Origin of the sequence: Micromonospora sp. BRA006-A (assembly GCF_033433935.1) — a bacterium.
GTDB classification, from domain to species: domain Bacteria; phylum Actinomycetota; class Actinomycetes; order Mycobacteriales; family Micromonosporaceae; genus Micromonospora; species Micromonospora aurantiaca.
Genome location: NZ_JANCLW010000001.1, coordinates 5,990,227 through 6,013,815 on the forward strand (window position 1 = coordinate 5,990,227; position 23,589 = coordinate 6,013,815).

At 73.8% G+C, this 23,589-nt stretch carries 22 protein-coding genes; 4 read left to right on the forward strand and 18 right to left on the reverse strand.

Annotated features, from left to right (window positions below):
- Window positions 1–4: 4 nt before the first annotated feature.
- The 9 genes from NMK34_RS27380 to NMK34_RS27420 form a co-directional block, all read right to left on the reverse strand.
- Window positions 5–1,264: an MFS transporter gene (locus tag NMK34_RS27380; protein WP_318335749.1), complete on the reverse strand. Its 1,260-nt coding sequence runs from the start codon at window positions 1,262–1,264 to the stop codon at window positions 5–7.
- Between the two features lie 138 nt (window positions 1,265–1,402).
- Window positions 1,403–2,281 (reverse strand): zinc metalloprotease HtpX, encoded by an 879-nt coding sequence (htpX, locus tag NMK34_RS27385; RefSeq protein WP_194801442.1) that lies wholly within the window; start codon window positions 2,279–2,281, stop codon window positions 1,403–1,405.
- Between the two features lie 149 nt (window positions 2,282–2,430).
- The gene (locus NMK34_RS27390; RefSeq protein ID WP_318335750.1) at window positions 2,431–3,897 is read right to left on the reverse strand and encodes an NADH-quinone oxidoreductase subunit N; all 1,467 of its coding nucleotides are present in this window, start codon (window positions 3,895–3,897) and stop codon (window positions 2,431–2,433) included.
- Window positions 3,894–5,399, reverse strand: coding sequence for an NADH-quinone oxidoreductase subunit M (locus NMK34_RS27395; RefSeq protein ID WP_318335751.1), 1,506 nt, complete (start codon window positions 5,397–5,399; stop codon window positions 3,894–3,896). The genes NMK34_RS27390 and NMK34_RS27395 overlap by 4 nt, the downstream gene beginning before the upstream one ends.
- Window positions 5,396–7,321 (reverse strand): NADH-quinone oxidoreductase subunit L, encoded by a 1,926-nt coding sequence (locus NMK34_RS27400; RefSeq protein ID WP_318335752.1) that lies wholly within the window; start codon window positions 7,319–7,321, stop codon window positions 5,396–5,398. The genes NMK34_RS27395 and NMK34_RS27400 overlap by 4 nt, the downstream gene beginning before the upstream one ends.
- Window positions 7,318–7,698, reverse strand: a complete 381-nt coding sequence (nuoK, locus tag NMK34_RS27405; RefSeq protein ID WP_318335753.1) for an NADH-quinone oxidoreductase subunit NuoK — start codon at window positions 7,696–7,698, stop codon at window positions 7,318–7,320. Before nuoK ends, NMK34_RS27400 begins: the two co-directional genes overlap by 4 nt.
- On the reverse strand, window positions 7,695–8,219 hold the full coding sequence (locus NMK34_RS27410) for an NADH-quinone oxidoreductase subunit J (protein WP_318335754.1): 525 nt from the start codon (window positions 8,217–8,219) through the stop codon (window positions 7,695–7,697). The genes nuoK and NMK34_RS27410 overlap by 4 nt, the downstream gene beginning before the upstream one ends.
- On the reverse strand, window positions 8,216–8,806 hold the full coding sequence (locus NMK34_RS27415) for an NADH-quinone oxidoreductase subunit I (RefSeq protein WP_318335755.1): 591 nt from the start codon (window positions 8,804–8,806) through the stop codon (window positions 8,216–8,218). The genes NMK34_RS27410 and NMK34_RS27415 overlap by 4 nt, the downstream gene beginning before the upstream one ends.
- A gap of 73 nt (window positions 8,807–8,879) precedes the next feature.
- The gene (locus NMK34_RS27420) at window positions 8,880–9,302 is read right to left on the reverse strand and encodes an ester cyclase (RefSeq protein ID WP_318335756.1); all 423 of its coding nucleotides are present in this window, start codon (window positions 9,300–9,302) and stop codon (window positions 8,880–8,882) included.
- A gap of 94 nt (window positions 9,303–9,396) precedes the next feature.
- Here NMK34_RS27420 and NMK34_RS27425 point away from each other — a divergent pair, with 94 nt between their 5' ends.
- Entirely contained in the window at window positions 9,397–10,440 is a 1,044-nt protein-coding gene (locus tag NMK34_RS27425) for a glutathione S-transferase family protein (RefSeq protein ID WP_318335757.1), read from the forward strand.
- 157 nt (window positions 10,441–10,597) lie between these two features.
- Here NMK34_RS27425 and nuoH read toward each other — a convergent pair whose 3' ends face one another.
- Both nuoH and NMK34_RS30960 read right to left on the reverse strand, forming a co-directional pair.
- Window positions 10,598–11,560, reverse strand: coding sequence for an NADH-quinone oxidoreductase subunit NuoH (nuoH, locus tag NMK34_RS27430; protein WP_302905458.1), 963 nt, complete (start codon window positions 11,558–11,560; stop codon window positions 10,598–10,600).
- On the reverse strand, window positions 11,560–12,516 hold the full coding sequence (locus NMK34_RS30960) for an NADH-quinone oxidoreductase subunit C (protein ID WP_412098927.1): 957 nt from the start codon (window positions 12,514–12,516) through the stop codon (window positions 11,560–11,562). Before NMK34_RS30960 ends, nuoH begins: the two co-directional genes overlap by 1 nt.
- Window positions 12,517–12,619: 103 nt before the next feature.
- Here NMK34_RS30960 and NMK34_RS27440 point away from each other — a divergent pair, with 103 nt between their 5' ends.
- The gene (locus tag NMK34_RS27440; protein ID WP_318335758.1) at window positions 12,620–13,666 is read left to right on the forward strand and encodes a glucose 1-dehydrogenase; all 1,047 of its coding nucleotides are present in this window, start codon (window positions 12,620–12,622) and stop codon (window positions 13,664–13,666) included.
- 30 nt (window positions 13,667–13,696) lie between these two features.
- Here the strand turns inward: NMK34_RS27440 and NMK34_RS27445 are convergent, their stop codons facing one another.
- Together NMK34_RS27445 and NMK34_RS27450 are read right to left on the reverse strand one after the other, a co-directional pair.
- Window positions 13,697–15,013, reverse strand: a complete 1,317-nt coding sequence (locus NMK34_RS27445) for a DUF2252 domain-containing protein (RefSeq protein WP_318335759.1) — start codon at window positions 15,011–15,013, stop codon at window positions 13,697–13,699.
- Between the two features lie 36 nt (window positions 15,014–15,049).
- Window positions 15,050–15,610 (reverse strand): NADH-quinone oxidoreductase subunit B, encoded by a 561-nt coding sequence (locus tag NMK34_RS27450; RefSeq protein ID WP_318335760.1) that lies wholly within the window; start codon window positions 15,608–15,610, stop codon window positions 15,050–15,052.
- Window positions 15,611–15,787: 177 nt separating this feature from the next.
- Between NMK34_RS27450 and NMK34_RS27455 the strand changes: the two genes are divergently transcribed.
- Window positions 15,788–16,714, forward strand: a complete 927-nt coding sequence (locus tag NMK34_RS27455) for a hypothetical protein (RefSeq protein ID WP_318335761.1) — start codon at window positions 15,788–15,790, stop codon at window positions 16,712–16,714.
- A 56-nt stretch (window positions 16,715–16,770) separates the two neighbouring features.
- Here the strand turns inward: NMK34_RS27455 and NMK34_RS27460 are convergent, their stop codons facing one another.
- The 5 genes from NMK34_RS27460 to NMK34_RS27480 form a co-directional block, all read right to left on the reverse strand.
- On the reverse strand, window positions 16,771–18,348 hold the full coding sequence (locus tag NMK34_RS27460; RefSeq protein WP_318335762.1) for a D-glucuronyl C5-epimerase family protein: 1,578 nt from the start codon (window positions 18,346–18,348) through the stop codon (window positions 16,771–16,773).
- A 106-nt stretch (window positions 18,349–18,454) separates the two neighbouring features.
- Window positions 18,455–19,933 carry an aspartate aminotransferase family protein gene (locus NMK34_RS27465; protein ID WP_318335763.1) on the reverse strand — a complete coding sequence of 493 codons (1,479 nt, stop codon included), beginning with the start codon at window positions 19,931–19,933 and terminating at the stop codon, window positions 18,455–18,457.
- Between the two features lie 40 nt (window positions 19,934–19,973).
- On the reverse strand, window positions 19,974–21,386 hold the full coding sequence (locus NMK34_RS27470) for an MFS transporter (RefSeq protein ID WP_318335764.1): 1,413 nt from the start codon (window positions 21,384–21,386) through the stop codon (window positions 19,974–19,976).
- Window positions 21,387–21,418: 32 nt separating this feature from the next.
- Window positions 21,419–21,733 (reverse strand): MGMT family protein, encoded by a 315-nt coding sequence (locus tag NMK34_RS27475; protein ID WP_318335765.1) that lies wholly within the window; start codon window positions 21,731–21,733, stop codon window positions 21,419–21,421.
- Window positions 21,734–21,753: 20 nt separating this feature from the next.
- Window positions 21,754–22,365 (reverse strand): D-glucuronyl C5-epimerase family protein, encoded by a 612-nt coding sequence (locus NMK34_RS27480; RefSeq protein ID WP_318335766.1) that lies wholly within the window; start codon window positions 22,363–22,365, stop codon window positions 21,754–21,756.
- 49 nt (window positions 22,366–22,414) lie between these two features.
- Here NMK34_RS27480 and proB point away from each other — a divergent pair, with 49 nt between their 5' ends.
- Entirely contained in the window at window positions 22,415–23,572 is a 1,158-nt protein-coding gene (proB, locus tag NMK34_RS27485) for a glutamate 5-kinase (RefSeq protein WP_318335767.1), read from the forward strand.
- Window positions 23,573–23,589 lie beyond the last annotated feature (17 nt).

A 23,589-nucleotide genomic window follows, 5' to 3' on the forward strand; every position in this document is an offset into this window, starting at 1 on the left:
GCGGTCAGGCGGCGAGCGTCTGCTCGGCGCGTACCGCTGTGGCTTCGGCCCGGGCGATCGGGCCGCCGGGTAGCGCGGCGACCGCGGCCCCGACGGCGACCGCCACCCCGGCGAAGACGAACGCCCAGGGGACGCCGCCGGCGTGGTCGATGATCAGGCCGGCGATCGAGCCGCCGGCGGCGCTCGCCGCGACCGACATGGTCACCACCCAGGTGTACGCCTCGTTCAGCATGCCGGCCGGGGTGATCCGCCCGACGAGCGTGTTCTCCAGGGTGAGCGCGGGGGCGATGGCCGCGCCGCCGAGCACCAGCGCGACGCCCAGCGCCATCGGGTCGGGGATGAACGCGAAGACGATGAGGCTGCCCGCGACGGTGCCGAGCAGCCAGGCGAACTGGCGGGTCATGTTGGCGGCGGGCTTGCGTACGCCGAACCAGAAACCGCCGATGGCGCTGCCGATGCCCCAGACGGCGAGCAGCACGCCGGCCAGGCTCTCCGGGTCGTCGGCGCCGGAGTTCCCGGCGAAGGCCGGGACGATGACGCCGGAGGCGCCGAACGCGATGCCGAGGCTCGCCACGCAGAGCAGCAGCGCGGGGAAGCCGCCGAGCCGCAGCGGGCCGAGGCCCCGGGCGTGGTGCTCGCGCGGGTGCGGACGCCAGCCGCGCATGACCCGGCCGAGCGCGACGGTGCCGGTGCCGACCAGGGTGACCACCGCGGCGCCGACGAGCGCGGCGGAGGCGTCGGCGAGCAGTACGAAGCCGGCCACCAGCAGCGGGCCGATCACGAACACGACCTCGAAGAGGGTGGTCTCGGCGGCGAGCGCGGTGTTGCGCAGGTGCGCCCGGCCGGTGGCGGGGGCGGTGAGGTCGTTCCAGGCGCCCCGGATCGCGGCGGTGAGCGGCGGGTACGTGGCTCCGGCGACGCCCGAGGCCAGGTAGATCAGTCCGAGGTTGCCGCTGTCGGAGCGGGTGGCGACGAGCAACCCGATCAGGGCGAGCGGGTGGGTGACCGCGGTGAGCAGCAGGACGGGGGTGGGGCCGACCCGGTCGGCGATCCGGCCGGCGACCGGGCTGAGCGCGGCGCCGGAGAGCGCGTAGATGCCGCCGGCGACGGCGGCCAGGGAGTACCGGCCGGTGACCTGCTCGACGACGAGCAGCAGCGCCAGCGGGGTCATGCCGATCCCGAGCCGGCCGATGATGCCGAGGATCAGCAGCATCGGCGCGCCGGGGATCCGCCAGACGCCCTGGTACTGGCGCAGTGCGGCCACGGTCGACCTCCATGGGAGTAATGAGTGGGAGACGTTTCGACCCTAACGGCGCGGGATGACCGGGGGAAACGCATTGTGCCCGGACACACCACCGCGCCCGAGTCCTGGGGACGCGGGCGCGGCAGGCGGTACGGCGGGTCAGCGCTGGAACTGCACCGGCCCGGAGTTGCGGGCCATCTGCTCCAGGCGGGCCACTCGCTGCTCCATCGGCGGGTGGGTGGCGAACATCGCGGCGATGCCGCCGCCCCGCTTGAACGGGTTGTCGATCATCAGGTGCGCGGTGCTGGCGAGCTGGCCCTGCGGCGCCAGCGGACGCGCCTGCGTACCCATGTGGATCTTGCGGAGGGCGCTGGCCAGGGCCAGCGGGTCGCGGCTCAGCTCGGCGCCGGACTGGTCGGCCTGGAACTCGCGGCTCCGGCTGATCGCGAGCTGGATCACCGTGGCGGCGATCGGGCCGAGGATCAGCGTGAGCAGCAGCACGGCCGGGTTCGGGCCGTCCTCGTCGTCCGAGGAACCCAGCGGGATGAACCAGGCGAGGTTGGCCAGCATGGTGATGATGCCGGCCAGGCCGGCCGCCACGCTGGAGATCAGGATGTCCCGGTTGTAGACGTGGGACAGCTCGTGACCGATCACGCCGCGCAGCTCCCGGTAGTCCAGGATCTCCACGATGCCCTGGGTGACGCAGACCGCCGCGTTCTCCGGGTTACGACCGGTGGCGAACGCGTTGGGCTGCGCGGTCGGGCTCACGTAGAGCCGGGGCATCGGCTTGCCTGCCTGCGTGGAGAGCTCCCGCACCATCTGGTACAGCTCGGGGAACTGTGCCTCGCTGACCGGTTGCGCCTTCATCGAGCGCAGTGCGAGCTTGTCGGAGTAGAAGTAGGTGACGCCGTTCATCAGCAACGACACGACGACGGCGATGACGAGACCGCCGCTACCGCCGAACCAGTAGCCGATCGCGAGGATCAGCGAGGTCAACAGGCCGAGCAGCGCTGCGGTCTTGAGACGGTTGTGATGCACGATCTCTCCTTCGGTGCACGGGCCCTTGCGGGAGGCCCGCTGACCGGTTCAACACACCGGTACCCGTCAACCATCCGGCTCATGGCTGAAAGTTGGCTGGATGTTGCTGTGCGCAGGCTGAAGCGGTCGCCTATCCGGGCAGGAACCGGTCAGCGCGCCGCCACGTCCAGCACGAGCTGCGGTGCGAAACCGATCACCACCGCGGCGACCGTGGCGACGCCGAGCGCCAGCACCACGGTCCGGGCGGGCCGGACCGTCGCCGTGCCGGTCGGCGTCGCGTAGAGGGAGGCGGTGACCCGCAGGTAGTACGCCAGGCCGATCACCGCGTTCAGCGCCACCACCAGCGCCAGCCATCCCGCGTGCCCGGCCAGCAGCGCGCGTACCACTGTCACCTTGGCGAACAGCCCGGCCAGGCCCGGCGGCAGCCCGGCCAGCCCGATCAGCGCCAGCGCGAACGCGCCGCCCACCCACGGGTGCCGCCGCGCCGCGCCGCGCAGGTCGGCCAACGTGCCGCCGTCGCCGTCCGCCGGGCGCAACGCCACCACAGCGGCGAACGCCGCCAGCTCCAGCAGCACGAAGAAGATCGCGTACGCGACGGCTGCGGCGTACGCGGCCGATCGCGCGTCGCCGGTGCGGCCCGCAGTCAGCGCCAGCGCGCCCAGCGGCGCCAGGATGTACCCCGCCTGGGCCACCGACGACCAGGCGAGCAGCCGCACGGTACGCCGCTGGCGCAGCGCCACCAGGTTGCCGACGGTCATGGTCAGCACCGCCAGCGCCGCCAGCACCGGGCCGGTCAGGTCACCCGGCAGCGCCCGCTGCACCACCGCCAGCAGCGCCACCACGCCACCGAGCTTCGAGGCGGTCGACAGGTACGCGGCCACCGGCAGCGGCGCGCCGTCGTACGTGGCGGGGGCCCAGGCGTGGAACGGCACGGCGGCGACCTTGAACGCCAGCCCGGCCACCACGAGCGCCACCGCGACGCCGGTCAGCGGCAGATCGGTCAGGTCGTCGCGGGCGGCCAGTGTGGCGCCGAGCCGGTCCAGGTGCAACGTGCCGGTGACCGCGTAGAGCAGCGCCGCGCCGAGCAGCGTCACTGTGGTGGCGACCACGCTGACCACGAAGAACGTCACCGCCGCCTCGGCACCGGCGAGGCTGCCCCGGCGCAGCCCGACCAGCACGTACAGCGGGAGCGTCAGGGTCTCCAGCGCCACGATCAGCGTGATCAGGTCACCGGCGGCGCCGAGCACCACGCCGCCTGTCATCGCGCAGGCGAGCAGGAAGCAGTACTCGCCGACCGGGGTGCGCCCGGCGCGCAGCAGCGGGCCGGACAGCGCCAGCACGCCGAGCGTGAGCAGGGCGATCACCGCCCCGACCAGCGCGGCCCGGCCACCCCACACCCAGGAGCAGTCCGCGTCCACGCAGAACGTGCGCCGCTCACCGGCCGCCCCGACCAGTGCCGCGCCGGCCGCGGTGCCGGCCGCGCCGAGCGCCGCCACCGCCACCGTGACGGCGGGCCGGGCCACCAGCAGGTCGAACAGGAGCACCAGCACGGCCGTGCCGGCGGCCAGGTACGCAGGCAGCATCGCCAGGTTGTCGACAGTCTGCACCAGGCTCATGGGACGACCCCCAGCAGCGCCTCCACCGGACCGGAGGCGTACGACAGCACGAGCGCCGGGGCCAGGCCGACCGCGAGCGCGAGCAGCACCAGCGGCGCCCAGGCGGTCAGTTCCGCCCCGGCCAGCCCGGGTGCGAGCCCCGCCACCGCCGGGCTGGGCCGCCCATGGGTGACCCGGCGCAGCAGCCGCAGGAAGTACGCGGCGGTGAGCGCCCCGCCCAGCGCGGCCAGCACGGCGAGGGTCAGCCAGAGCGGGCCGCCCCGCTGCACGGCGGCGACCACGGCGAACGCCTCACCCCAGAACCCGGCCAGGCCGGGCAGCCCCAGCGAGGCGACAGCCGCGAAGCCGAGCAGCCCGGCCAGCCGGGGCGCGGTCTCCCGCAGCCCGGACAGCTCGGCCAGCGAGCCGGTGTGCGCGCGGTCCTTGACCGCCCCGGCCAGGAAGAACAGCAGGCCGGTGATGACGCCGTGGGCGATGTTGCCGATCAGCGCGGCCTGGATCCCGGTGGCGGTGAGCGTGGCGACCCCGAGCAGCACGAAGCCCATGTGCCCGACGCTGGAGTACGCGATCAGCCGCTTCAGGTCGTCCTGCGCCAGGCAGACCAGGCCACCGATCAGGATCGCGGCGACGGCGAGCACGCCGAGCACCGGCGCGGCCCAGCGGGCGCCCTCCGGGGCCACCCCGACGGCGACCCGGATCAGCCCGTACGTGCCCATCTTGAGCAGCACCCCGGCGAGGATCACGCTGCCGACGGTGGGCGCCTGGGTGTGCGCGTCGGGCAGCCACGAGTGCAGCGGCCAGAGCGGGCTCTTCACCGCGAACGCCAGCGCCAGCAGCGTGAACGCGGCGAGCTGCGTGCCCCGGGACAGCCCGGCGCCGCCGGTGAGCGCGACCAGGTCGGCGGTGCCCGCGGCGGCCACCACCACGTAGACGCCGACCAGCAGCAGCACCGAGCCGAACAGCGTGTAGAGCGCGAACTTGCGGGCCGCCCGACGGCGGTCCGCGCCGCCCCAGCCGGCGATCACCGCGTACATCGGCAGCAGGACGACCTCGAAGAACAGGAAGAACAACACCAGGTCGAGCGCGAGGAACGTGCCGAGGATGCCGACCTCGACCACCAGCAGCAGCGCCACGAGCGCGCGCCCGCTGCCGCCGCCGGGCGGCACCCGCCACAGCGTGTACGCGCAGCACAGCAGCGTGAGCAGCGCGGTCAGCACCACCAGCGGCCAGGAGATGCCGTCCACGCCGAGGTGGAAGCGCAGGTCGAGCCCCGGCACCCACGGCAGGTCGAGCTGGTGCCACGGCTGCACCGCCGGGCGTGGCCCGTACCCGAACCAGCCGTGGTCGCCGCCGACCAGCGGGAGCGTCGCCAGCAGCGTCAACGCGGCCGCAGCGGTGCCGACCACCCGGCCGGCCCGGTCGCCGGGCACGACGGCGGTGGCCAGCGCGCCGAGCGCCGGCACCGCCACCACGGCGACCAGCAGGACCTGCCCGAACGTCATGAGGTCACTCCGATCAGCGCGACCGCGAGGCCGATCAGCAGCGCGCCCGCGAGCACCCCGGCCGCCGCGCGCGGCAGCGCCGCCCGGTGCAGCGCGGCCAGGCCGCCGCCCACCTCGACCGCCGCCCGGCCGCTGCCCTCGACCAGCCCGTCCACGCCCAGTTCGTCACCGGTACGCACGACCCGCGCGAGCGCGCCCGCCGGGCGTACGACGAGAGTGTGCTGGACGTCGTCGAGCCGGAACGCCCGGGCGAAGACCGGCCGCAGCGGACCCAGGAAGCGGGCCGGGTCGGCGGCCGGGTCGCGGCGCCAGCCCGCCCAGGCGACGCCCGCCCCGGCGAGCAGCAGCAGGAACGGCAGGATCAGGTTCGGCGCGAGGTGCACCAGCTCGACCGCCTCGGCGGTGTCGTCGCCGGGCACGCGCAGCCGGTCGGCGAACCACGGCGCGAACGCGGCCAGGCCCAGCAGCGCAGCAGGGACCGCGAGCAGCAGCACCGGCCAGCGAAGCAGTGCGGGCGGGTCGTGCGGGCGCAGCAGCGGCGTGCGTGTCCGGCCGAGGAACGTGCGCAGCAGGAGGCGGGTCGCGTACCAGGCGGTCACCGCGACGCCGACCAGCCCGGCCAGCCAGACCAGCCAGCCCACCCAGGCGGCGCTCGGCCCGGCGCCGTCGAGCGCGGCCGCCTCGGCGGCGGCGAGCACGCCGTCCTTGCTCCAGAAACCCGAGAGCGGGGGTACGCCGGCGAGCGCGCCCAGGCCGACCACCATGCACCAGAACGTGACGGGCATGGCGGTACGCAGGCCGCCCATCCGGGACATCAGCGTGGTGCCGACGGCGTGGATCACCGCACCGGCGGCGAGGAACAGCAGCGCCTTGAACGCGGCGTGGGTGAGCAGGTGGAACAGCGCGGCAGCCGGTGCGCCGACCGCCAGCGCGCCGGTCATGTAGCCGATCTGCGAGACCGTGGACCAGGCGAGCACCCGCTTGATGTCGTCCTGCGCGGTGGCGGCGAACGCGCCGAGCAGCATCGTGATCGCGGCCATCACGCCCAGCACGGCGAGCGCGGCCGGTGCGCGCTCGAACAGCGGGAACAGCCGGGCCACGGCGTACACCCCGGCGGCGACCATGGTGGCGGCGTGGATCAGCGCGGACACCGGCGTCGGGCCGGCCATCGCGTCGGGCAGCCAGGTGTGCAGCGGGAACTGGGCGCTCTTGCCCGCCACCCCGGCGAGCAGCAGCAGGCAGGCGGCGGTGAGCGTGCCGGTGCCGTAGTCGTGGGCCAGCACGTCGGCGATCCGGAAGCTGCCCGCGCCCACGCCGAGCAGCGCGATGCCGAGCAGGAAGCCGACGTCACCCACACGGGTGACCAGGAACGCCTTGACCGCCGCGCCGGGCGCCTCGGGCAGCCGCCGGTCGTGGGCGATGAGCAGATACGAGCAGACGCCCATCACCTCCCAGCCGACCAGCAGCATGATCAGGTCACCGGACACCACCACCGTGAGCATGGCGGCGGTGAAGAGGCTCAACTGCGCCGCGTACGGCGGGTAGCGGTGGTCGACGTCCACGTCGTCGTGCGGGCCCCGGCGCAGGTAGCCGATCGAGTAGACCTGCACGGCGAGCGCCACAGCGGAGACCGCGGTGGCGACGAGCACCGCCACGCCGTCCAGGCGCAGGCCCAGCGTGACCCGCAGCCCGCCCAAGTCGACCCAGGTGGTGGACGCCTCGACCGGCGCGTCCACGCGGACCAGCAGCGCCAGCGCGGCCAGCAGCGACACGGCCGCACCGGCCATGCCCAGCGCGACAGCCGACCGCCGGGCCGCCGCCCGGTCCTGACGCGGGGCGGGCGGCAGCAGCAGGCCGAGCAGGCCGGCGAGCAGCGGTGCCGTGGGCAGCACCGCGGCGAGCCACAGCGTCGGTGTGCTCACCGGACCGCTCCTTCCGTGCCCGGCGCGTCCGGCGTCGGCAGGCCGGCCGGGGCCGCCGCGACCGCCGGTGCCGGCTCGGCCAGCGGTACGTCGTCGACGGTGACGCTGGCCCGCAGCCGGTAGAGCTGGAGCACGATCGCGAGCCCGACACCGATCTCGGCGGCGGCCAGCACGATCACGAACAACGCGAACACCTGCCCGGAGTGCGGCAGCACGGCCTTGACGGTGGTGTCGGCGGTGACCAGCACCAGGTTCACCGCGTTGAGCATCAGCTCCACCGCCATGAGCACCAGGACGGCGTTGCGGCGGCGCAGCACGCCGTAGACGCCGAGGCCGAACAGCAGCGCGGCGGTGACGTACGGGATGACCGGCCTCACGGGCGCCCGCCCTCGTCGATGGACCGGCGGCCGATGTCGGGGCGGGACAGCACGATCGCACCGACCAGCGCGGCCAGCAGCAGCACCGACAGCACCTCGAACGGAAGCACCCAGGAACGGAAGATCTGCTCGCCGAGGCGCTCGGCGGTACCGGCGGCCGGCAGGTCCACCCGGGACCAGCGGAACGCGTCGATCAGCAGCACCGCCAGGCCGAGGCCGCTGCCCGCGCCGACGAGCGCTGCCGCCCAGCCCGGCCGGTCCAGGTCGTCCGACGGGCCGATCGGCGCGCGGGTCAGCATCACCGCGAACAGCAGCAGCACCACCACCGCGCCGACGTAGATGAGCACCTGCACCCAGGCCACCAGCTCAGCCGTCAGCACCAGGTAGTCACCCGCGAGCGCGCCCAGGCACACCACCAGCCACAGCCCGGCCCGGACCAGGTGCCGGGTGGCGACCACCAGCGCACCCGCGCCCACCGCCACCGCGCCCAGCGCCAGCAGCAGGACGTCCGCACCGGTCATGAGGCGGTGCCTCCGCCCGCATCGGTGGCGGCGTCGGGGCGTACCCGGGAAGGAGCCGGACGGGCCGACGGACCCGCCGCCTTCCGGGCGGCGGTGGTCTCCTCCTTGGCGGGGTCGCCGAGCGGGTCGTGGGCCGGCGGCGGCGGCACGGTGGCCATCCACTCGCCCAGGTGGTCCTTGTCGTGCAGCAGGTTCTTGATGTCGTACTCGGCGTACTCGAACTCAGGCGACCAGTAGAGCGCGTCGAACGGGCAGACCTCGACGCAGATGCCGCAGTACATGCAGAGCGAGAAGTCGATGTCGAACTTGTCGAGCACGTTGCGCTGGCGGGGGCGGGCGGCGCCGGGCACCGCCACCTCCTCCTTGTGCGAGTCGATGTAGATGCACCAGTCCGGGCACTCGCGCGCGCAGAGCATGCAGACGGTGCAGTTCTCCTCCAGCAGCGCGATCACGCCACGGGAGCGGGGCGGCAGCTCAGGCTCGACATCCGGGTACTGCTGGGTGGTCGAGCGGCGGGTCATCGTCTTCAACGTGACCGCCAGGCCCTTCACCAGGCCCCCGCCGGGCACTCCACCGTGCTCGCTCATGCCGCCCATCCTGCCCTGTGGCCCGGGCGTGCGCGACCACCACCCGGCGCTTTGGCCCCGGCGTGCGGTCGGATCACGCCTCGCCGGGTGTGAGCGGGGGAAGCATCTCCACGCCGAGCTGCTGGAGCAGCTGGAACAGCTCGTTGACGCTCCACACGTCCACGATCCGCCCGTCGTCGTCGAAGCGCAGGAACGTCGCGCCCGAATAGCTGACCACGCGGCCGGTCGGCGGCACCGGCCCGAACTGCCCGGCCTGGGTGCCGGCGGCCCGCCAGCGCACCGCCACCCGCGTCCCTGTCGCCACCACGTCGACGATCTTGTAGCGCAGGTCGGGGAACGACGCCCGCCGGTCCCGGTGCCACGCCAGCGTCGCCGCCGGGCCGGTGCCGCCGAGCCCCGGGCAGTCCGCCGCCACCAGCTCGTACGCGCTCTCCTCGCGGCCCGCGTTCCACACGTCGGCGACGAAACGCCGGGCTGCCGCCTCCACATCGGTCACGGCGGGCAGCCTATGCCCATCTCCGGGGCACTCGCCCTGCCGGGAGCCGCCGGAGCGACCATGATGGGAGCGAGAAGCGAACTCGGAGGTGGGCGTGGGCAGCGACGACGAAGTCCTGGACCGGACCGGCGGCAAGTACGTGGAACCGGGTGGCGAGTTCACCCGCGACCAGCGCTACATCGCCACCCGGATCACCGCGGACGAGCGGGACGGCTGGCCGGTGGAGCCGGGGCGCTACCGGCTGGCGGTGAGCCGGGCCTGCCCGTGGGCCAACCGGCTGATCATCGTCCGGCGCCTGCTCGGGCTGGAGGACGCGATCTCGATGGCCGTGGCCGGGCCCACCCACGACAAGCGGAGCTGGACATTCGACCTCGACCCGGACGGCAAGGACCCGGTGCTCGGCATCGAGCGGCTGGCCGACGCGTACTTCGCCCGCTTCCCCGGCTACGAGCGCGGCATCACCGTCCCGGCGCTCGTCGACGTGCCCACCGGGCAGGTCGTGACGAACGACTACGCGCAGATGAGCCTCGACCTGACCACCGAGTGGACGGCGTACCACCGGCCGGGTGCGCCGGACCTCTACCCGGAACCGCTGCGCGCCGAGATCGACGAGGTGAACGCCGCCGTCTTCGCCGACGTCAACAACGGCGTCTACCGGTGCGGCTTCGCCGGCAGCCAGGAGGCGTACGACAAGGCGTACCACAGGCTGTTCGACCGGCTGGACTGGCTGAGCGAGCGGCTCGCCGGGCAGCGGTACCTGGTCGGCGACACCATCACCGAGGCCGACGTTCGGCTGTTCACCACGCTCGTCCGCTTCGACCCGGTCTACCACGGGCACTTCAAGTGCAACAGGCAGAAGCTCAGCGAGATGCCGGTGCTGTGGGCGTACGCGCGGGACCTGTTCACCACGCCCGGCTTCGGCGACACCATCGACTTCGACCACATCAAGCGGCACTACTACGAGGTCCACCGGGACATCAACCCGACGGGCATCGTGCCGCTCGGCCCCGACCTGAGCAACTGGCTGATCCCGCACGGCCGGGAGGAGCTGGGCGGCCGCCCCTTCGGCGACGGCACCCCGCCCCCGCCTCCACCCCCGTCCGAGCGGGTGGACCCGTCCCACACCCCGTTGCGCTGACCCCTCTCCCTCGCCGCCCTCGCCCCGCCCCCGCCTCGTCGATCTTGCACTTTGAGCCCGGAACCTGCGCGCTTTGCCCCTTTCGCCGGGGCAGGAAGTGCAAGATCGCCGGGGAGGTGGAGCGGGCGAGGCCGGGGAGGGAGGGACGGCGGGTGGGTTACAGGGCCAGGCGGACTGCGGCGGTCAGGACGAGCTGGGCCAGGGCCAGGGGGACCAGGACCAGCCAGCAGAGGCGCTGGAGCTGGTCCTCGCGCAACCTCGGGTAGCTCACCCGCAGCCAGATGATCACGAAGGCGACGGCGAAGACCTTGAGCAGCGTCCACAGCCAGCCGAGCTGCGCGTCGGCGAACGGGCCCTGCCAGCCGCCGAGGAACAGCACAGTGGTCAGCGCCGCGATCACCACGATGCCCACGTACTCGGCGAGCAGGAAGAACGCGAACCGCAGGCCGGTGTACTCGGTCATGTAGCCGAAGACCAGCTCGGAGTCGGCCACCGGCATGTCGAACGGCGGGCGCCGGATCTCCGCCAGCCCGGCCACGAAGAAGATCACCATGGCCGGCGCCTGCCAGAGCAACCACCACGGCCGCCACGCCTCCACGATGCCGGGCAGGCTGAGCGTGCCGGCCGCCATCGCCACCGAGGCGGCGGCCAGCACCAGCGGCAGCTCGTACCCGAGCAGCTGGGCCGCGCCGCGCAGCCCGCCGAGCAGGCTGTACTTGTTCGCCGACGCCCACGCGGACATGAGCACCGCCAGCACGCCGACGCCCACCACGGCGAGCACGAAGAACAGGCCGATGTCCAGCGGCTGGGCGACCAGGTCACCCGGCCCGAGCGGGATGACGAGCAGCACCAGCAGGTACGGCACCAGCGCCACCGCCGGCGCCAGCCGGAACACCGGCCGGTCCGCGTCGCGCGGGGTGACGTCCTCCTTCTGCACGAACTTGATGCCGTCGGCGACCAGTTGCGCCCAGCCGTGGAAGCCGCCCGCGTACATCGGGCCCAGCCGGCCCTGCATGTGCGCCATCACCTTGTGCTCGGCCTGGCCCACGATCAGCGGCAGCGTGAGGAACGCGACGAGCACCCCCGCCACGCGCAGGACCAGCTCCAACCAGTCCGGCATCAGCTCTCCCCCGCCGCGCCGGGCTCCGGCTCCTGACGGGGCGGCCCGGTCGGTCGCTCCCCCGGCAACGGCCGCCCGAGCGGACCCGCCTCATCGGCCACCGGAGCACCAGCATCGGCCCCCGCCCCGGGCTCCCCGGAAGCAGGCCGCTCCGGAGCGGGCCGCGCCTCACCCTCGCCGGCGGCCGGCCGCGCTGCCCCCGCACCGGGAGCAGCAGGCCGCGCCGGACGCTCACCAGGAGCAGACCGCGCCGGGCGATCCCCGGAAACAGGCCGCGCCGGGCGCTCACCCGGAGCGGGCCGCGCCGGGCGTTCCCGGGCCGGGCGCGCCGGCGTACCCCCTCGGGGGCCCTCACCGGCGCCCGCCGCACCCGCCGGCGTGGGCGTCGTGCCCCACTCACCCGGCGCGGGCACGCCCGGCGGCCGGACCGGTCGGCGGCCGCCACCCGCCTCCGACTCGCCCGGCTCCTTCGCGCCGGGCCACGGCTTGGCGACCCGGGAGGCGAGGACGAACTCCTTGCGCAGCGGGTGCCCCTCGAACTCGGGTGGCAGCAGCAGCGGACGCAGCTCGCCGTGGCCGGCGAAGTCGATGCCGAACATCTCGTGTGTCTCGCGCTCGTGCCACGCGGCGCCGGGGAACAGGTCGACCACCGACGCGACGACAGGCGTGTCCCGGGGCACCCGGGTGCGCAGCAGCAGCCCGTGCCGGTGCCGGACCGACCAGAGGTGCAGCACCACGTCGAAGCCGTCGGCCAGCTCGTCCACCGCCGACAGCCAGTCCAGGAAGTCGAGCTCCAGCTCGGCGTCGTCGCGTGCCGCACGCACCGCGTCCGCCCAGTTCGCCAGGGGTACGTCGACGGTGGCGCGGGCGTACCCCTGACCGCCGGACACGGACGCGGTGGCCTCGACGGGCGCGAGCAGCGCGACCACTCGCCGGCCGACCTCTTCCGGAGTCATGCGCTGATCCTATGGCCGACGGCTGCCGGCCGGGTCGGGCCGTCCGTGCCGGGATCGCCGCTTTGCCGGACGGGCGGCGGCAGCGCGCGGAAAGATGAGGTCCGTGCGCGCTGTGACTGTGACCCCCGGTGTCCCGGATTCGCTGCGGCTCGCCGAGGACTGGCCCGAGCCGCCGCCCGAGGAGGGCGCGATCCTGGTCGAGGCGCTGGCGGTGGGTGTCTGCGGCACCGACCACGAGATCGTGGCCGGCGAGTACGGCGAGGCGCCGCCGGGCCAGGAGCGGCTGGTGCTCGGGCACGAGTCGCTGGGCCGCGTGCTGGAGGACCCGACCGGCACCCTGCAGACCGGCGACCTGGTCGCCGGCGTGGTCCGCCACCCCGACCCGGTGCCCTGCGCGAACTGCGCGGTGGACGAGTGGGACATGTGCCGCAACGGTCGGTACACCGAGCACGGCATCAAGGCGCTGCCCGGTTTCGCCCGCGAACGTTGGCGGCTGCAGCCCAAGTTCGCCGTCGGACTGGACCCGGCGCTCGCCTCGGTCGGCGTGCTGCTGGAGCCGACGAGCGTGGTGGCGAAGGCGTGGGACCACATCGAGCGGATCGGCCGCCGGGCCGAGTGGAAACCGATGACGGTGCTGGTCACCGGCGCCGGTCCGATCGGGCTGCTGGCCGCGCTGCTCGGTAGCCAGCGTGGGCTGACGGTGCACGTGCTGGACCGCAACACCACCGGGCCGAAGCCGGAGCTGGTCCGCGCGCTGGGGGCGACGTACCACACGTCGACGGTGCCGGAGCTGGACGTGAAGCCGGACGTGGTGATCGAGTGCACCGGCGCGCCCACTGTGGTGCTCGACGCCATGTGCAAGGCCGCGCCCACCGGTATCGTCTGCCTGACCGGCGTATCCAGCGGCGGCCGGACGATCAACTTCGACGCCGGTGCGCTCAACCGGGAGCTGGTGCTGGAGAACAACGTGGTGTTCGGCTCGGTGAACGCCGGCCGGCGGCACTGGGAGATGGCCGCCGAGGCGCTCGCCCAGGCCGAACAGTCGTGGCTGACCTCGCTGATCACCCGCCGGGTGCCGTTGTCGAGCTACCGGCAGGCGTACGCCTCGGTCGGTGAGGACATCAAGGCGGTGCTGGACTTCACGCAGTGAGGCGGGGCGCCGGATCCGGCGCCCCGGCCCTCAGATGCCGGGTAGCCGGCCGTTGCGGAACAGGTCCACGAAGAGCTGGTGGTCCTCGCGCGCCCGGATCCCGTACCGGTGCCCGAAGTCGACCAGGTAGTCGACGAACGCCTCCGGGTCGGCGTCGACCACCGCGACGATCGCCTCCTCGGTCGAGTAGTCGACCAGGTCGTGGCTGGACTCGTCGTCGGCGACCGAGTGCATCCGGGCCACCGCCCGGCCCAGGTCGGCGAGCACGCCCGCCAGTTCCTCCGGCTCGTTCACGTCGGCCCAGTCCAGGTCCGCCGCGTACGGGGACACCTCGGCGACGAGCTGCCCGACGCCGTCCAGCTCGGTGAAGCCCAGCCACGGGTCGGCGTGCGCCTGCAACGCGCGCTGCGACTCGGCGGTGCGGTGCCCCTGGTGCCGGAAGTACGAGCGGACCCGCTCGTCGTCGACGTACCGCGCCACGGCCGGCACCTGCGCCTGCTTCATGTAGATGACGACGTCGTTCTCCAGCGCCTGGGTGTGCCCCTCCAGCAGCAGGTTGTACGACGGCAGCCCGGCCGACCCGATGCCGACGCCCTTGCGCAGCACCACGTCCTTGATGCCGGCGGCCACCGGGCGCATCCGGGTGGTCGAGTCCGGCAGCGTGTGCAGGTAGTCGGCGAACGCCGCGCAGACCTTCTCCCGGGTGGCGTCGTCGATCTCGTGGACGCCGTCGCCGAGGGAGAACCGGCGCTCGTAGTTGTCGACGGTGGTCTGCGCGGCGAGCAGGTCCACCCGGGTGTTCAGCCGCGCCTGCTGGAGCACCCGGCGCAGCACGCCGTCGGCGTTGTCGAGCGTGATCGAGCCGATCGCGTCGTCCCCGCCCGCGGCGATGGCCCGCAGTTCGGCCAGGTACGACCGGGCGAAGCCGGTCACCAGCTCGCCGATCACCCGGTCGGAGAGCGCCTTGGCGTAGCCGAGCAGCGCCACGCTCGCGGCGAAGCGCTTCAGGTCCCAGGTGAACGGCCCGACGTACGCCTCGTCGAAGTCGTTGACGTTGAACACGAGCTGCCCGGAGGCGTTCATGTAGGTGCCGAAGTTCTCGGCGTGCAGGTCGCCGTGGATCCACACCCGGCTGGTCCGCTCGTCGAGGAACCGGTCGCTGCCGAAGTCGCCGCGCTGGTCGGCGTAGAACAGCGCGGCGCTGCCCCGGTAGAAGGCGAACGGTGACGCCGCCATCTTGCGGAACTTGCGGCGGAACGCCGCCGGGTCGATCGCCATGGACGCGCCGAACTCCTCGGTCAGCACGTCGATGATGAATGCGGAGCGCTTCTCCGCGAGGTCGGTCATGAGCCGCAGGCTAGCCCCGCGCCGCCACCCGGCGGTTCAGCCGACCGGCGGACGTACCGGGGGTGCGGTCAGCGCCTCGACCGGCCGCGCGACGGCGTCCGCCGGGGAGGTGAGCGCGTCCGGCCGGGGTACGCCGCCGATGCCGGACTGCTCGGAGGCGATCTTCTCCTGGAGGCGCAGGATGCCGTGCAGCAGCGCCTCCGGCCGGGGCGGGCAGCCGGGCACGTACACGTCGACCGGGATGAGCTGGTCGACGCCCTTCGTCACCGAGTAGGAGTCCCAGTACGGGCCGCCGCAGTTCGAGCAGGCACCGAACGAGATGACGTACTTCGGCTCGGGCATCTGGTCGTAGAGCCGCTTGACCGCCGGGGCCATCTTGTCGGTGACGGTGCCGCTGACCACCATGAGGTCGGCCTGCCGGGGCCCGTGGGCGAACGGGATCACGCCGAGGCGCATGAAGTCGTGCCGGCCCATGCTGGTGGCGATGAACTCGATGGCGCAGCAGGCCAGGCCGAAGTTGAACACCCAGAGCGAGTAGCGGCGGCCCCAGTTCAGCACGAACCGGATCGGCTCGCCGAGCACGGCCGGCACCTGCATCTCTGGCCTCCCTCGCAGAACCCCGAGGTGCCAGTCAACCACAGCGCCCGCAGCCGCGTTCCGGTGTCGTACCCCGGACAGGGCACCCGCGCAACGATCAGCGGTGCCGGCGTGTGTCACCACTGTCGGGCGGACGGAACCACCGCCGCCCACCACGGGGATCACGGAGGACCTGTCATGACCACACGGACCACACGAGTGGCCGCCGCGCTGCTCGCCGGGGCGGCGGCGCTGTTCGCGCCGGCCGCGCCCGCCGCCGCGGCCGGCGGCTCCACGGCGCGGCTGACCGTCGACACCGAGACGTTGGTGCTGACGCCGACCGGCAAGGGGTACGTCGGGACGCTGACCACGACGATCAGCAACCGGGGCCGGGCCGACGCCACCGCCGGTCTGCGCATCACCGAGCCGGCCGGTGGCTCCTTCACCGGTCTCGACAACGGCTCGCCCTGGTTCACGGTGGGGATGGAGCAGAACCGCCGGGTCGTCGAGAGCTACGGCGGCCGGGTCCCGGCCGGCGCAAGCGTGACCCTCCGCCTGGACTTCCAGGTCTGGACGACAGCGCGCGCCTACCCGATGACCGCGCTGGGCGGCTCGGTCGCGGTGGTGCCGGATGGCGGCACCCGGGTGTCGGACCGGGACTCGTTCCGGACCGTGTTCCGGTCCACCTCGGGCAGCGTCCGCAACCCGCGCGTCTACCGGCAGGCCACCGAGACGGACCTGACCATCAGCGGTGGCGACGTGACACTCACCCGCCAGGCCGACGGGGCCCTGCTGGGCCGGACGCCGGTGACGGTGCGCTACGGCAACGACGCCCCGTCGTTCCGGCTCGACGTGCGGGCGAGCCTGCCCGCCGGGGTCGAGGTGTGGGCCACCAACCCGCAGGACCTGCCGAGCTTCCCGGACTGGTTCGACGTCCCCGGCGGCCGGTTCATGCCGGGCGAGGAGCGCACGTTCGACGTCGTCCTGCGGGCTCCGGCCGGGACTCCGGACGGAGCGCTGGGCAGCGGCTCGTTCACCGTGGCGGCCGTCTACGAGAGCGAGCCGGTCGTGGACGTCGACCCGGCGGACGACACCACGTCGTTCGACATCAGCGCGACCGGCTGAGACAGCGGACAGAGCGGCCCGCCCGGACTCCCGGGCGGGCCGCACGTTGCTCAGGCTCAGGTGAAGGCCAGCCCGGTGGTGTGGGGCAGCCAGTAGCCGACGTACGCCCCGGCGGTGACCTGGTAGCTGAGCCGCCCGTTGACCCAGGCGGTGGCGCCCAGCGGCGCGACCGAGGCGGACGGGAACGTGAGCCGCTTGGAGCCGGTCACGTTGCCCGCCGCGTCGTACGCGTACCCGGTGTAGGTGCCCGGCTGGAAGGAGAGCGTCCGGGCCGGGTCGTAGCGGTGCTCGACCGCCTTGCCGAGCAGGACGCGCTGCCCGTACGCCTCGGGGACGAGGTAACCGGCGAGCGCGCCGTTGGCGATCTGGTAGTAGATGCCCCGCCCGTACACGCGGACCCGCTGGCTCGCCTGGGCGCCGGAGGCCCGGGCGAGCTTGAGCGTTTTCTGGCTCTTCACGGCCCCGGTGCTGGAGAAGGTGTAGCCGACGTGGGTGCCGGCGGCGAACGACACCGCGCCGTTGACGGCGGGCGCCGGGTAGTCCGAGCGCAGCAGGTACGCGTACGTGGCGAAGACGGCCGACGTGGTCATCTCGTAGAGCTTGAGGTTCTGCGCGGTGTGGACCTGGTGGTACTTCACGTGCGGCTGCGCGCAGCCCATCGAGTACTTGCTGGCCCACCGGGTGAACCGGAAGTGGGTCGGCAGGTACCGCCGGACGGTGCTCGCCGCGCCGTCGAAGACCGCCACCGCCCGCTCGTCGCCGGTGAGCCGCCAGTAGTCGTACACGCCGTAGAGGGCGAAGGTGTGCCCGTTGAGGACCCGTTCCCCGGTGGTGCCGAAGGTCACCGGGTACTCCTCCAGCCACAGGTAGCCGTTGGGGTCGACCCAGCTCGCCCAGGGCGCGTTGGCGACGACCGGCAGCGTCAGGCTCAGGAACGTCTGGTCCGCCGCCGTCCGCCACTTCGCCTCGCCGGTGATCTCGGCCAGGCCGACGAAGAGGCTCAGCATCTCGCCCTGCGCCATCCCGCTGTACCAGGGCGCGCGCAGCAGCGGGCGGCCCGCGCAGCGGCTCAGGTCGAAGTCGTACGGGTACCACCAGGCGCCCCGCGACTCGACCCGGCGGTCGATGTTGCGCTGGGCGTTGGCGACGGCCCGGTCGAGGAACCGCTTGTCGCCGCTGGTCCGGTAGGCGGCCAGGTTGCTCAGGCCCCACTGCGCCTGGCCGACCGGGTGGTTCCAGGTCTTCCCGGCGAAGCTGAACATGCGGACGCCCTGCGCGTCGTGCAGTCCCTTGTCGACGAGCGGCGCCGGGTTGCTGTTCGTGGGCTGGGCGGCGAGCGGCAGCGGCTTCGGCAGGTGCCCGTCGCGGGCGTACGTGGCGGCGACGGTGGCCCCGCTCGCCCGTGCCCGCCGCTGCTGTTCCTTGGTCTTCGCCACGTCCCGCGAGGGCAGTTGCGGCACCCCGTCGGTCAGCGGGTCGGGCGCCCAGCCGGGGTCCACGACGGAGACGTCGGCGCTGCGGTCCGGGCCCGGTGGGGCGGCCGGGGCGGTACCGGCCGGCGCCAGGCCGACCATCGCCCCTGCCGCGACCACTGCCACGAGCCGGCGGACAGGTGGTGACTTAGCAGTGATCATGCAAACACTCCCCGTGTCATCGATGTGCCCTGATGCTAGGCAGGGACGGACACGGGTTCCGGTCGCCGAAACGCCCGACTTCTCCGCCGAACGGACGAGCCTCCCGTCACCAGGCGGGGCGCTGGAGCAGCCCGACGAACTCGGCGAGCAGCCGTTCCCGCAGCCGCGCCGGGGCGGCGTCGAGCAGCGTGTTGACCACCGCCATCCGGTTCGGCACACCGGCGCCGCCGGCCAGGCCGAGCCCGCCCGCGAGCCCGGCGACCAGGTCGGGGGTGAGCGCCTCCGGCGTGAGGCTGCCGGCGAGCGCCAGCAGCTCCGGTGGCAGCACCACCGGCCCGGCGGTGCGGGCCGCCGCGACCGCCTCGGCCAGCGCCGGGCCGAACTCGGCCACCCGGGGCGCCACCGCCGCGGTGACGGTGAGGTGGACACTGGCCGGCAGATCGGCGTACGTGAGCTGCGGCTGGGTGTGCCAGCCACGCTCGGTCAGCTCGTCGACCAGCACGAACAGGTCGAGTCCCGGATCGTCGCTGGTGAAGCAGACCACTGTGGTCTCCGGTTCGGCCATCAGCCGCAGGCCGCCGGTGGCCCGTACCGCGCCGGCCAGCCCGGCGACTGCGTCCCGGGTGGCGGCGGCCAGCCGCAGGTAGCCGTCCTCGCCGAGGTGCCGCAGTGTGGCGTACGCGGCGGCGATCGGCCCGCCGGACCGGGTGGAGGCGATCACCGGGTTGACCATCGTGTACCCGGGCCAGTCCGCGTACGCGAAGAACTGCGGGGCGCGCAGCGCCGGATCGCGGTGCAGCAGCACCGAGACGCCCTTCGGCGCGTACGCGTACTTGTGCAGGTCGACCGAGATCGAGGTGACCCCCGGCACGGCGAAGTCGAACGGCGGCACCGGCGCGCCGAGCCGGCGCAGCCAGGGCAGCGCCCAGCCGCCGAAGCAGGCGTCCACGTGGCAGCGCACACCCGCGGCCTGCGCGACGGCGGCGATCTCGGGCACCGGGTCGACCACCCCGTGCGCGTACGACGGCGCGGACGCCACCACCAGCACGGTCTCCGGGCGGATCGCGGCGGCCACCGCGGCCACGTCCGGGCGCAGCGTCACCGGGTCGACGGGCACGGTGTCGAGCGCGACCCGCAGATAGTGCGCCGCCTTGGCGAACGCCGCGTGCCCGCTCGCAGGCACCACGATCCGCGGCTCGGCGAGGTCCGGACGGGCGTCCCGGGCCGCCTTGACGGCGAGCAGCAGCGACTCGGTGCCGCCACTGGTGACGCTGCCGACCACGTCCGGCGCGCCGGTGCCGGGCCCGCCGCCGAGCAGCCGGGCGGCGGCGCCGACGAGCGCGTTCTCCATCGCCAGCAGCGACGGGAACGCGGTCGGGTCGAGGCCGTTGACGTGCGCGCTCTCCGCGTACGCGGCCTGCGCCAGCTCATCCAGCCCGGCCACGCCGGGGTCGTAGACGTACGCGAACAGCCGCCCGCCGTGCGTCGGCCGGTCGGCGGCCCGCAACGCGCGGATCTCACCTAGTACGTCCGTCGCGGGCATCCCACGCGCGGGCAGCGCGCCTCCGCCTGCCGTGTCGGTCATCGGGTGGTTCCTCTCGTGGACGGGCCGGACGGTGCGGTGCTCACGCCCGCGTGACCGGTGCGCCGGCCCCGGTCTCGGTGGTTCCGGGTGCGGTGGACCCGGACGCGGTGGCCTCGGCGGCGTCGGGCGCGGCGGCCAGCTGGGCCGGGGTCAGGGTGTAGCCGCGCAGCAGCACCAGCGGGATCGCCACCAGCAGGGCGGGCAGCACCGTGAAGCCGAGCAGCACGCCGAGCCGAGCCGTGCCGGACTGGACGGCGGCGGTCCCGGTGGACGAGGAGACGTAACCGGAGAGCTGGAGCACCAGGCCGTAGATGCCCGGCCCCAGCGCCAGCCCGAACGTCTCCCCGGCGGTCCACAGCCCGGTGAACACCCCGGCCTGCCGCCGCCCGGTGCGTGCCGTGTCGTACGCGATGCAGTCCGGCAGCATGGCCAGCGCGAACACCTGCTGGCCGGCGTACCCGACGCCGATCACCGCGACCACCACGTAGGCCGCGGCGGCGGGCAGAGCGGGCGCGGCGACCAGGGCCAGCGCGCCCACCGCGAAGATCAGCGACGCGGCGGCGAGCGACGCCCGCTTGCCCAGCCGGGCACCTGCCCGGGACCACAGCGGCATGACCAGCAGCGCGGGTGCCACGAAGCAGGCGAACAGCAGCGTCGGGCCGCTGTCCGGCTCACGCAGCACCTGATCGGCGAAGTACTTCACCCCGGCCAGCACGGTGGCCACCCCGGCGGACTGGATCACGAAGCAGATCAGCAGCACCCGGAACGGCCGGTTGCCGGTGGCGACGGCGAGCTGCGCGCGCAGGCTCGGTTCGCTCTCCCCCACCGTCCCGGTCGGCGCCGACCGGGTGCCCAGGAACACGCCGACCGTGCCGGCGACGATCAGCACGGCGACGAACAGGCCCATCCACCGGTGGCCGGGCACGCCGTCGCCGCCCGCGCTCACCACCGCCGGGGCCACCGCGCCGGAGACCAGGATGGCCAGCGCCAGCACCGCGATCCGCCAGGTCATCAACCGGGTACGCTCCGCCGGGTCGGCGGTCAGCTCGGCCGGCATGGCGACGTACGGCACCTGGAAGAACGCGAACGCGGTCGCGGTGGCCAGGAACGCCAGCGCCACGTACGCGGCGGCGGCCGGACCGTTCGCGAACGGCGCGGCGAAGATCGAGGCGAACAGGACGGCGAGCGCCAGTCCGCCGCCGAGGAGGTACGGACGGCGCGCGCCCCAGCGGGAGCGGGTCCGGTCGGAGATCCGCCCGGCGACCGGGTTGACCAGCACGTCCCACGCCTTCGGCAGCAGCACCAGCAGCGCGGCCAGCCCGGCGGCGACGCCGAGCGTGTCGGTGAGGTACGGCAGCAGGAGCAGTCCGGGCACGGTGCCGAACGCGCCGGTGACCAGGGAACCCAGCGCGTACCCGAGGTGCACCCGGCGGGGCAGGCCCGAAGCTGTCATGGAGCCGAATGCTACTCACGTTATGGTCCGCGTCACATCCCCTCGTCCGGCGACCAGGATGCCGCCGTCAGGTCCACCCGGTCCCCGCGCAGCGGGCACCCCTCGGCGAGCAGTCGTTCCCGGGCCTTGCGCTCGTGCCCCGGCGGCATCCGGCCCGCCGCGTTCACCACCCGGTGCCACGGCACCCCGCCACCGTGCCGGGCCATGATCGAGCCGACCAGTCGCGGCGACGCCCGCCCCGAGCGCTCGGCCAGCGCGTCGGCCACCGCCCCGTACGACATCACCCGCCCCGGCGGGATCCGCTCGACCAGCGACAGCACCGCCTCGACGTACTCGTCAGGTGTCACGGGAAGCCACGATAAGGGCCTCAGCCGGCGATCGTGGCGATGGCGAGGTCTCCCCGCGCCGCCAGCCAGTAGCCGCCCAGCTCACCGCCGCTCACGTGGTAGCTGAATTCCCCGTTGACCCAGGCGGTGCCGCCGAGTGCCAGCTCCGTCACGGCGGCGAAGGTGACCTTCCGGGCGTCGCGCACCGCGCCGTTGCGGTCGTAGGTGTAGCCGGTACGTGTGTCCCGGGCTCGAACTGCACGGTGCCCGTCAGGTCCGGCACCGGGTAGTCCGCCCGCAGCGTGTCGGCGTACTCGGCGAAGACGGTGGCGTGGGTGACCTCGTACAGCTTGAGGGTCTGCCGGGTGTGGACCTGGTGGTACTTCGGGTGGCACCGTGATGGCGGCGGCGTCGAAGATCTCCGCGGCCCGCTCGTCGCTGGTCAGCCGCCGGTAGTCGTCGACGCCGTACAGGGGGAAGATGTGCCCGTCGAGCACCTGCTCGCCGCGCGGGTCGTCGTTCTCCGGATACTCCTCCAGCCACAGGCAGCCGCCGCGATCGGTCCAGGTGGCCCACGGCTCGCCGGCCCGGGCGGGCAGGGTGAGGCTCTGTGCTGCTGACCGGACGATCAGAACTGTTCGTTCGACGAGCAACCGATTTCGTGTGAGCTCCATCGGAGGACCGGTCGCGAGCTGCCACGATATGGGAACGCGCCGCGGCCCCGCAGACCGCAGCGCGCAGAATGGTCGGGTGCGCGAAGCAGTCACCTCGGCCCGGCGGATCGTCGTCAAGATCGGTTCGTCCTCGCTGACCACCGCGACGGGCGGCCTCGACGACGCCCGGGTCGACGCGCTCGTCGACACGCTCGGCGGGCTCGCCGCCTCCGGACGCGAGGTGGTGCTGGTCTCCTCCGGCGCGATCGCGGCCGGGCTCGCCCCGCTGCGGCTGCCCCGGCGTCCGCGCGACCTGGCCACCCAGCAGGCCGCCGCCAGCGTCGGCCAGGGCCTGCTGATCGGCCGGTACGCCGCCGCGTTCGCCCGGCACGGCCGTACCGTCGGGCAGGTCCTGCTCACCGTGGACGACGTGACCCGGCGCGCGCACTACCGCAACGCGTACCGGACGCTGCGCAAGCTGCTCGACCTGCACGCCGTGCCGATCGTCAACGAGAACGACACGGTGGCCACCGAGGAGATCCGGTTCGGCGACAACGACCGCCTGGCCGCGCTCGTCGCCGCGCTCGTCGACGCCGACCTGCTGGTGCTGCTCTCCGACGTCGACGCGCTCTGGACCGGCGACCCGGCCCGCCCGGGCAGCACCCGGATCACCGAGGTGCACGGCGAGGGCGACCTCGCCGACGTGGACGTCGGCGGAGCCGGCCGGGCCGGGGTGGGCACCGGCGGCATGGTGACGAAGGTCGAGGCGGCCCGGATCGCCACCGGATTCGGCATCCCGGTGGTGCTGACCGCCGCGCCGCTGGCCGCGCCGGCGCTGGCCGGGGAGCCGGTCGGCACGTACTTCCACCCGAGCAGCCGGCGCCCCGCCGCCCGCCTGTTCTGGCTGGCGCACGCCACCGCCCCCCGCGGCCGGCTGCACCTCGATCCGGGCGCGGTGCAGGCGGTGGTGGGCCGCCGCAAGTCGCTGCTACCCGCCGGGATCACCGCCGTCGACGGCGCGTTCACCGCCGGTGACCCGGTCGACCTGGTCGACACCGCCGGGGCGCCGGTGGCCCGGGGACTGGTCAACTACGACGCGGTGGAGCTGCCCGGCCTGCTCGGCCGGTCCACCTCCGAGCTCGCCGCGGCGCTCGGCCCGGCGTACGAACGTGAGGTCGTCCACCGCGACGACCTGGTCCTGCTGTAAGCAAGGGGCCCTTATTA

Excerpts from the sequence above, each read along its gene's own strand:
- NMK34_RS27390 (WP_318335750.1), bottom strand. The coding sequence starts at position 3,897 with ATGAGCCTGGTGCAGACTGTCGACAACCTGGCGATGCTGCCTGCGTAC.
- NMK34_RS27395 (WP_318335751.1), bottom strand. The coding sequence starts at position 5,399 with ATGACGTTCGGGCAGGTCCTGCTGGTCGCCGTGGTGGCGGTGCCGGCG.
- NMK34_RS27410 (WP_318335754.1), bottom strand. The coding sequence starts at position 8,219 with ATGACCGGTGCGGACGTCCTGCTGCTGGCGCTGGGCGCGGTGGCGGTG.
- NMK34_RS27415 (WP_318335755.1), bottom strand. The coding sequence starts at position 8,806 with ATGAGCGAGCACGGTGGAGTGCCCGGCGGGGGCCTGGTGAAGGGCCTG.
- nuoH (WP_302905458.1), bottom strand. The coding sequence starts at position 11,560 with ATGCCGGACTGGTTGGAGCTGGTCCTGCGCGTGGCGGGGGTGCTCGTC.
- NMK34_RS30960 (WP_412098927.1), bottom strand. The coding sequence starts at position 12,516 with ATGACTCCGGAAGAGGTCGGCCGGCGAGTGGTCGCGCTGCTCGCGCCC.
- NMK34_RS27445 (WP_318335759.1), bottom strand. The coding sequence starts at position 15,013 with ATGACCGACCTCGCGGAGAAGCGCTCCGCATTCATCATCGACGTGCTG.
- NMK34_RS27450 (WP_318335760.1), bottom strand. The coding sequence starts at position 15,610 with ATGCAGGTGCCGGCCGTGCTCGGCGAGCCGATCCGGTTCGTGCTGAAC.
- NMK34_RS27455 (WP_318335761.1), top strand. The coding sequence starts at position 15,788 with ATGACCACACGGACCACACGAGTGGCCGCCGCGCTGCTCGCCGGGGCG.
- NMK34_RS27460 (WP_318335762.1), bottom strand. The coding sequence starts at position 18,348 with ATGATCACTGCTAAGTCACCACCTGTCCGCCGGCTCGTGGCAGTGGTC.
- NMK34_RS27465 (WP_318335763.1), bottom strand. The coding sequence starts at position 19,933 with ATGACCGACACGGCAGGCGGAGGCGCGCTGCCCGCGCGTGGGATGCCC.
- NMK34_RS27470 (WP_318335764.1), bottom strand. The coding sequence starts at position 21,386 with ATGACAGCTTCGGGCCTGCCCCGCCGGGTGCACCTCGGGTACGCGCTG.
- proB (WP_318335767.1), top strand. The coding sequence starts at position 22,415 with ATGGGAACGCGCCGCGGCCCCGCAGACCGCAGCGCGCAGAATGGTCGG.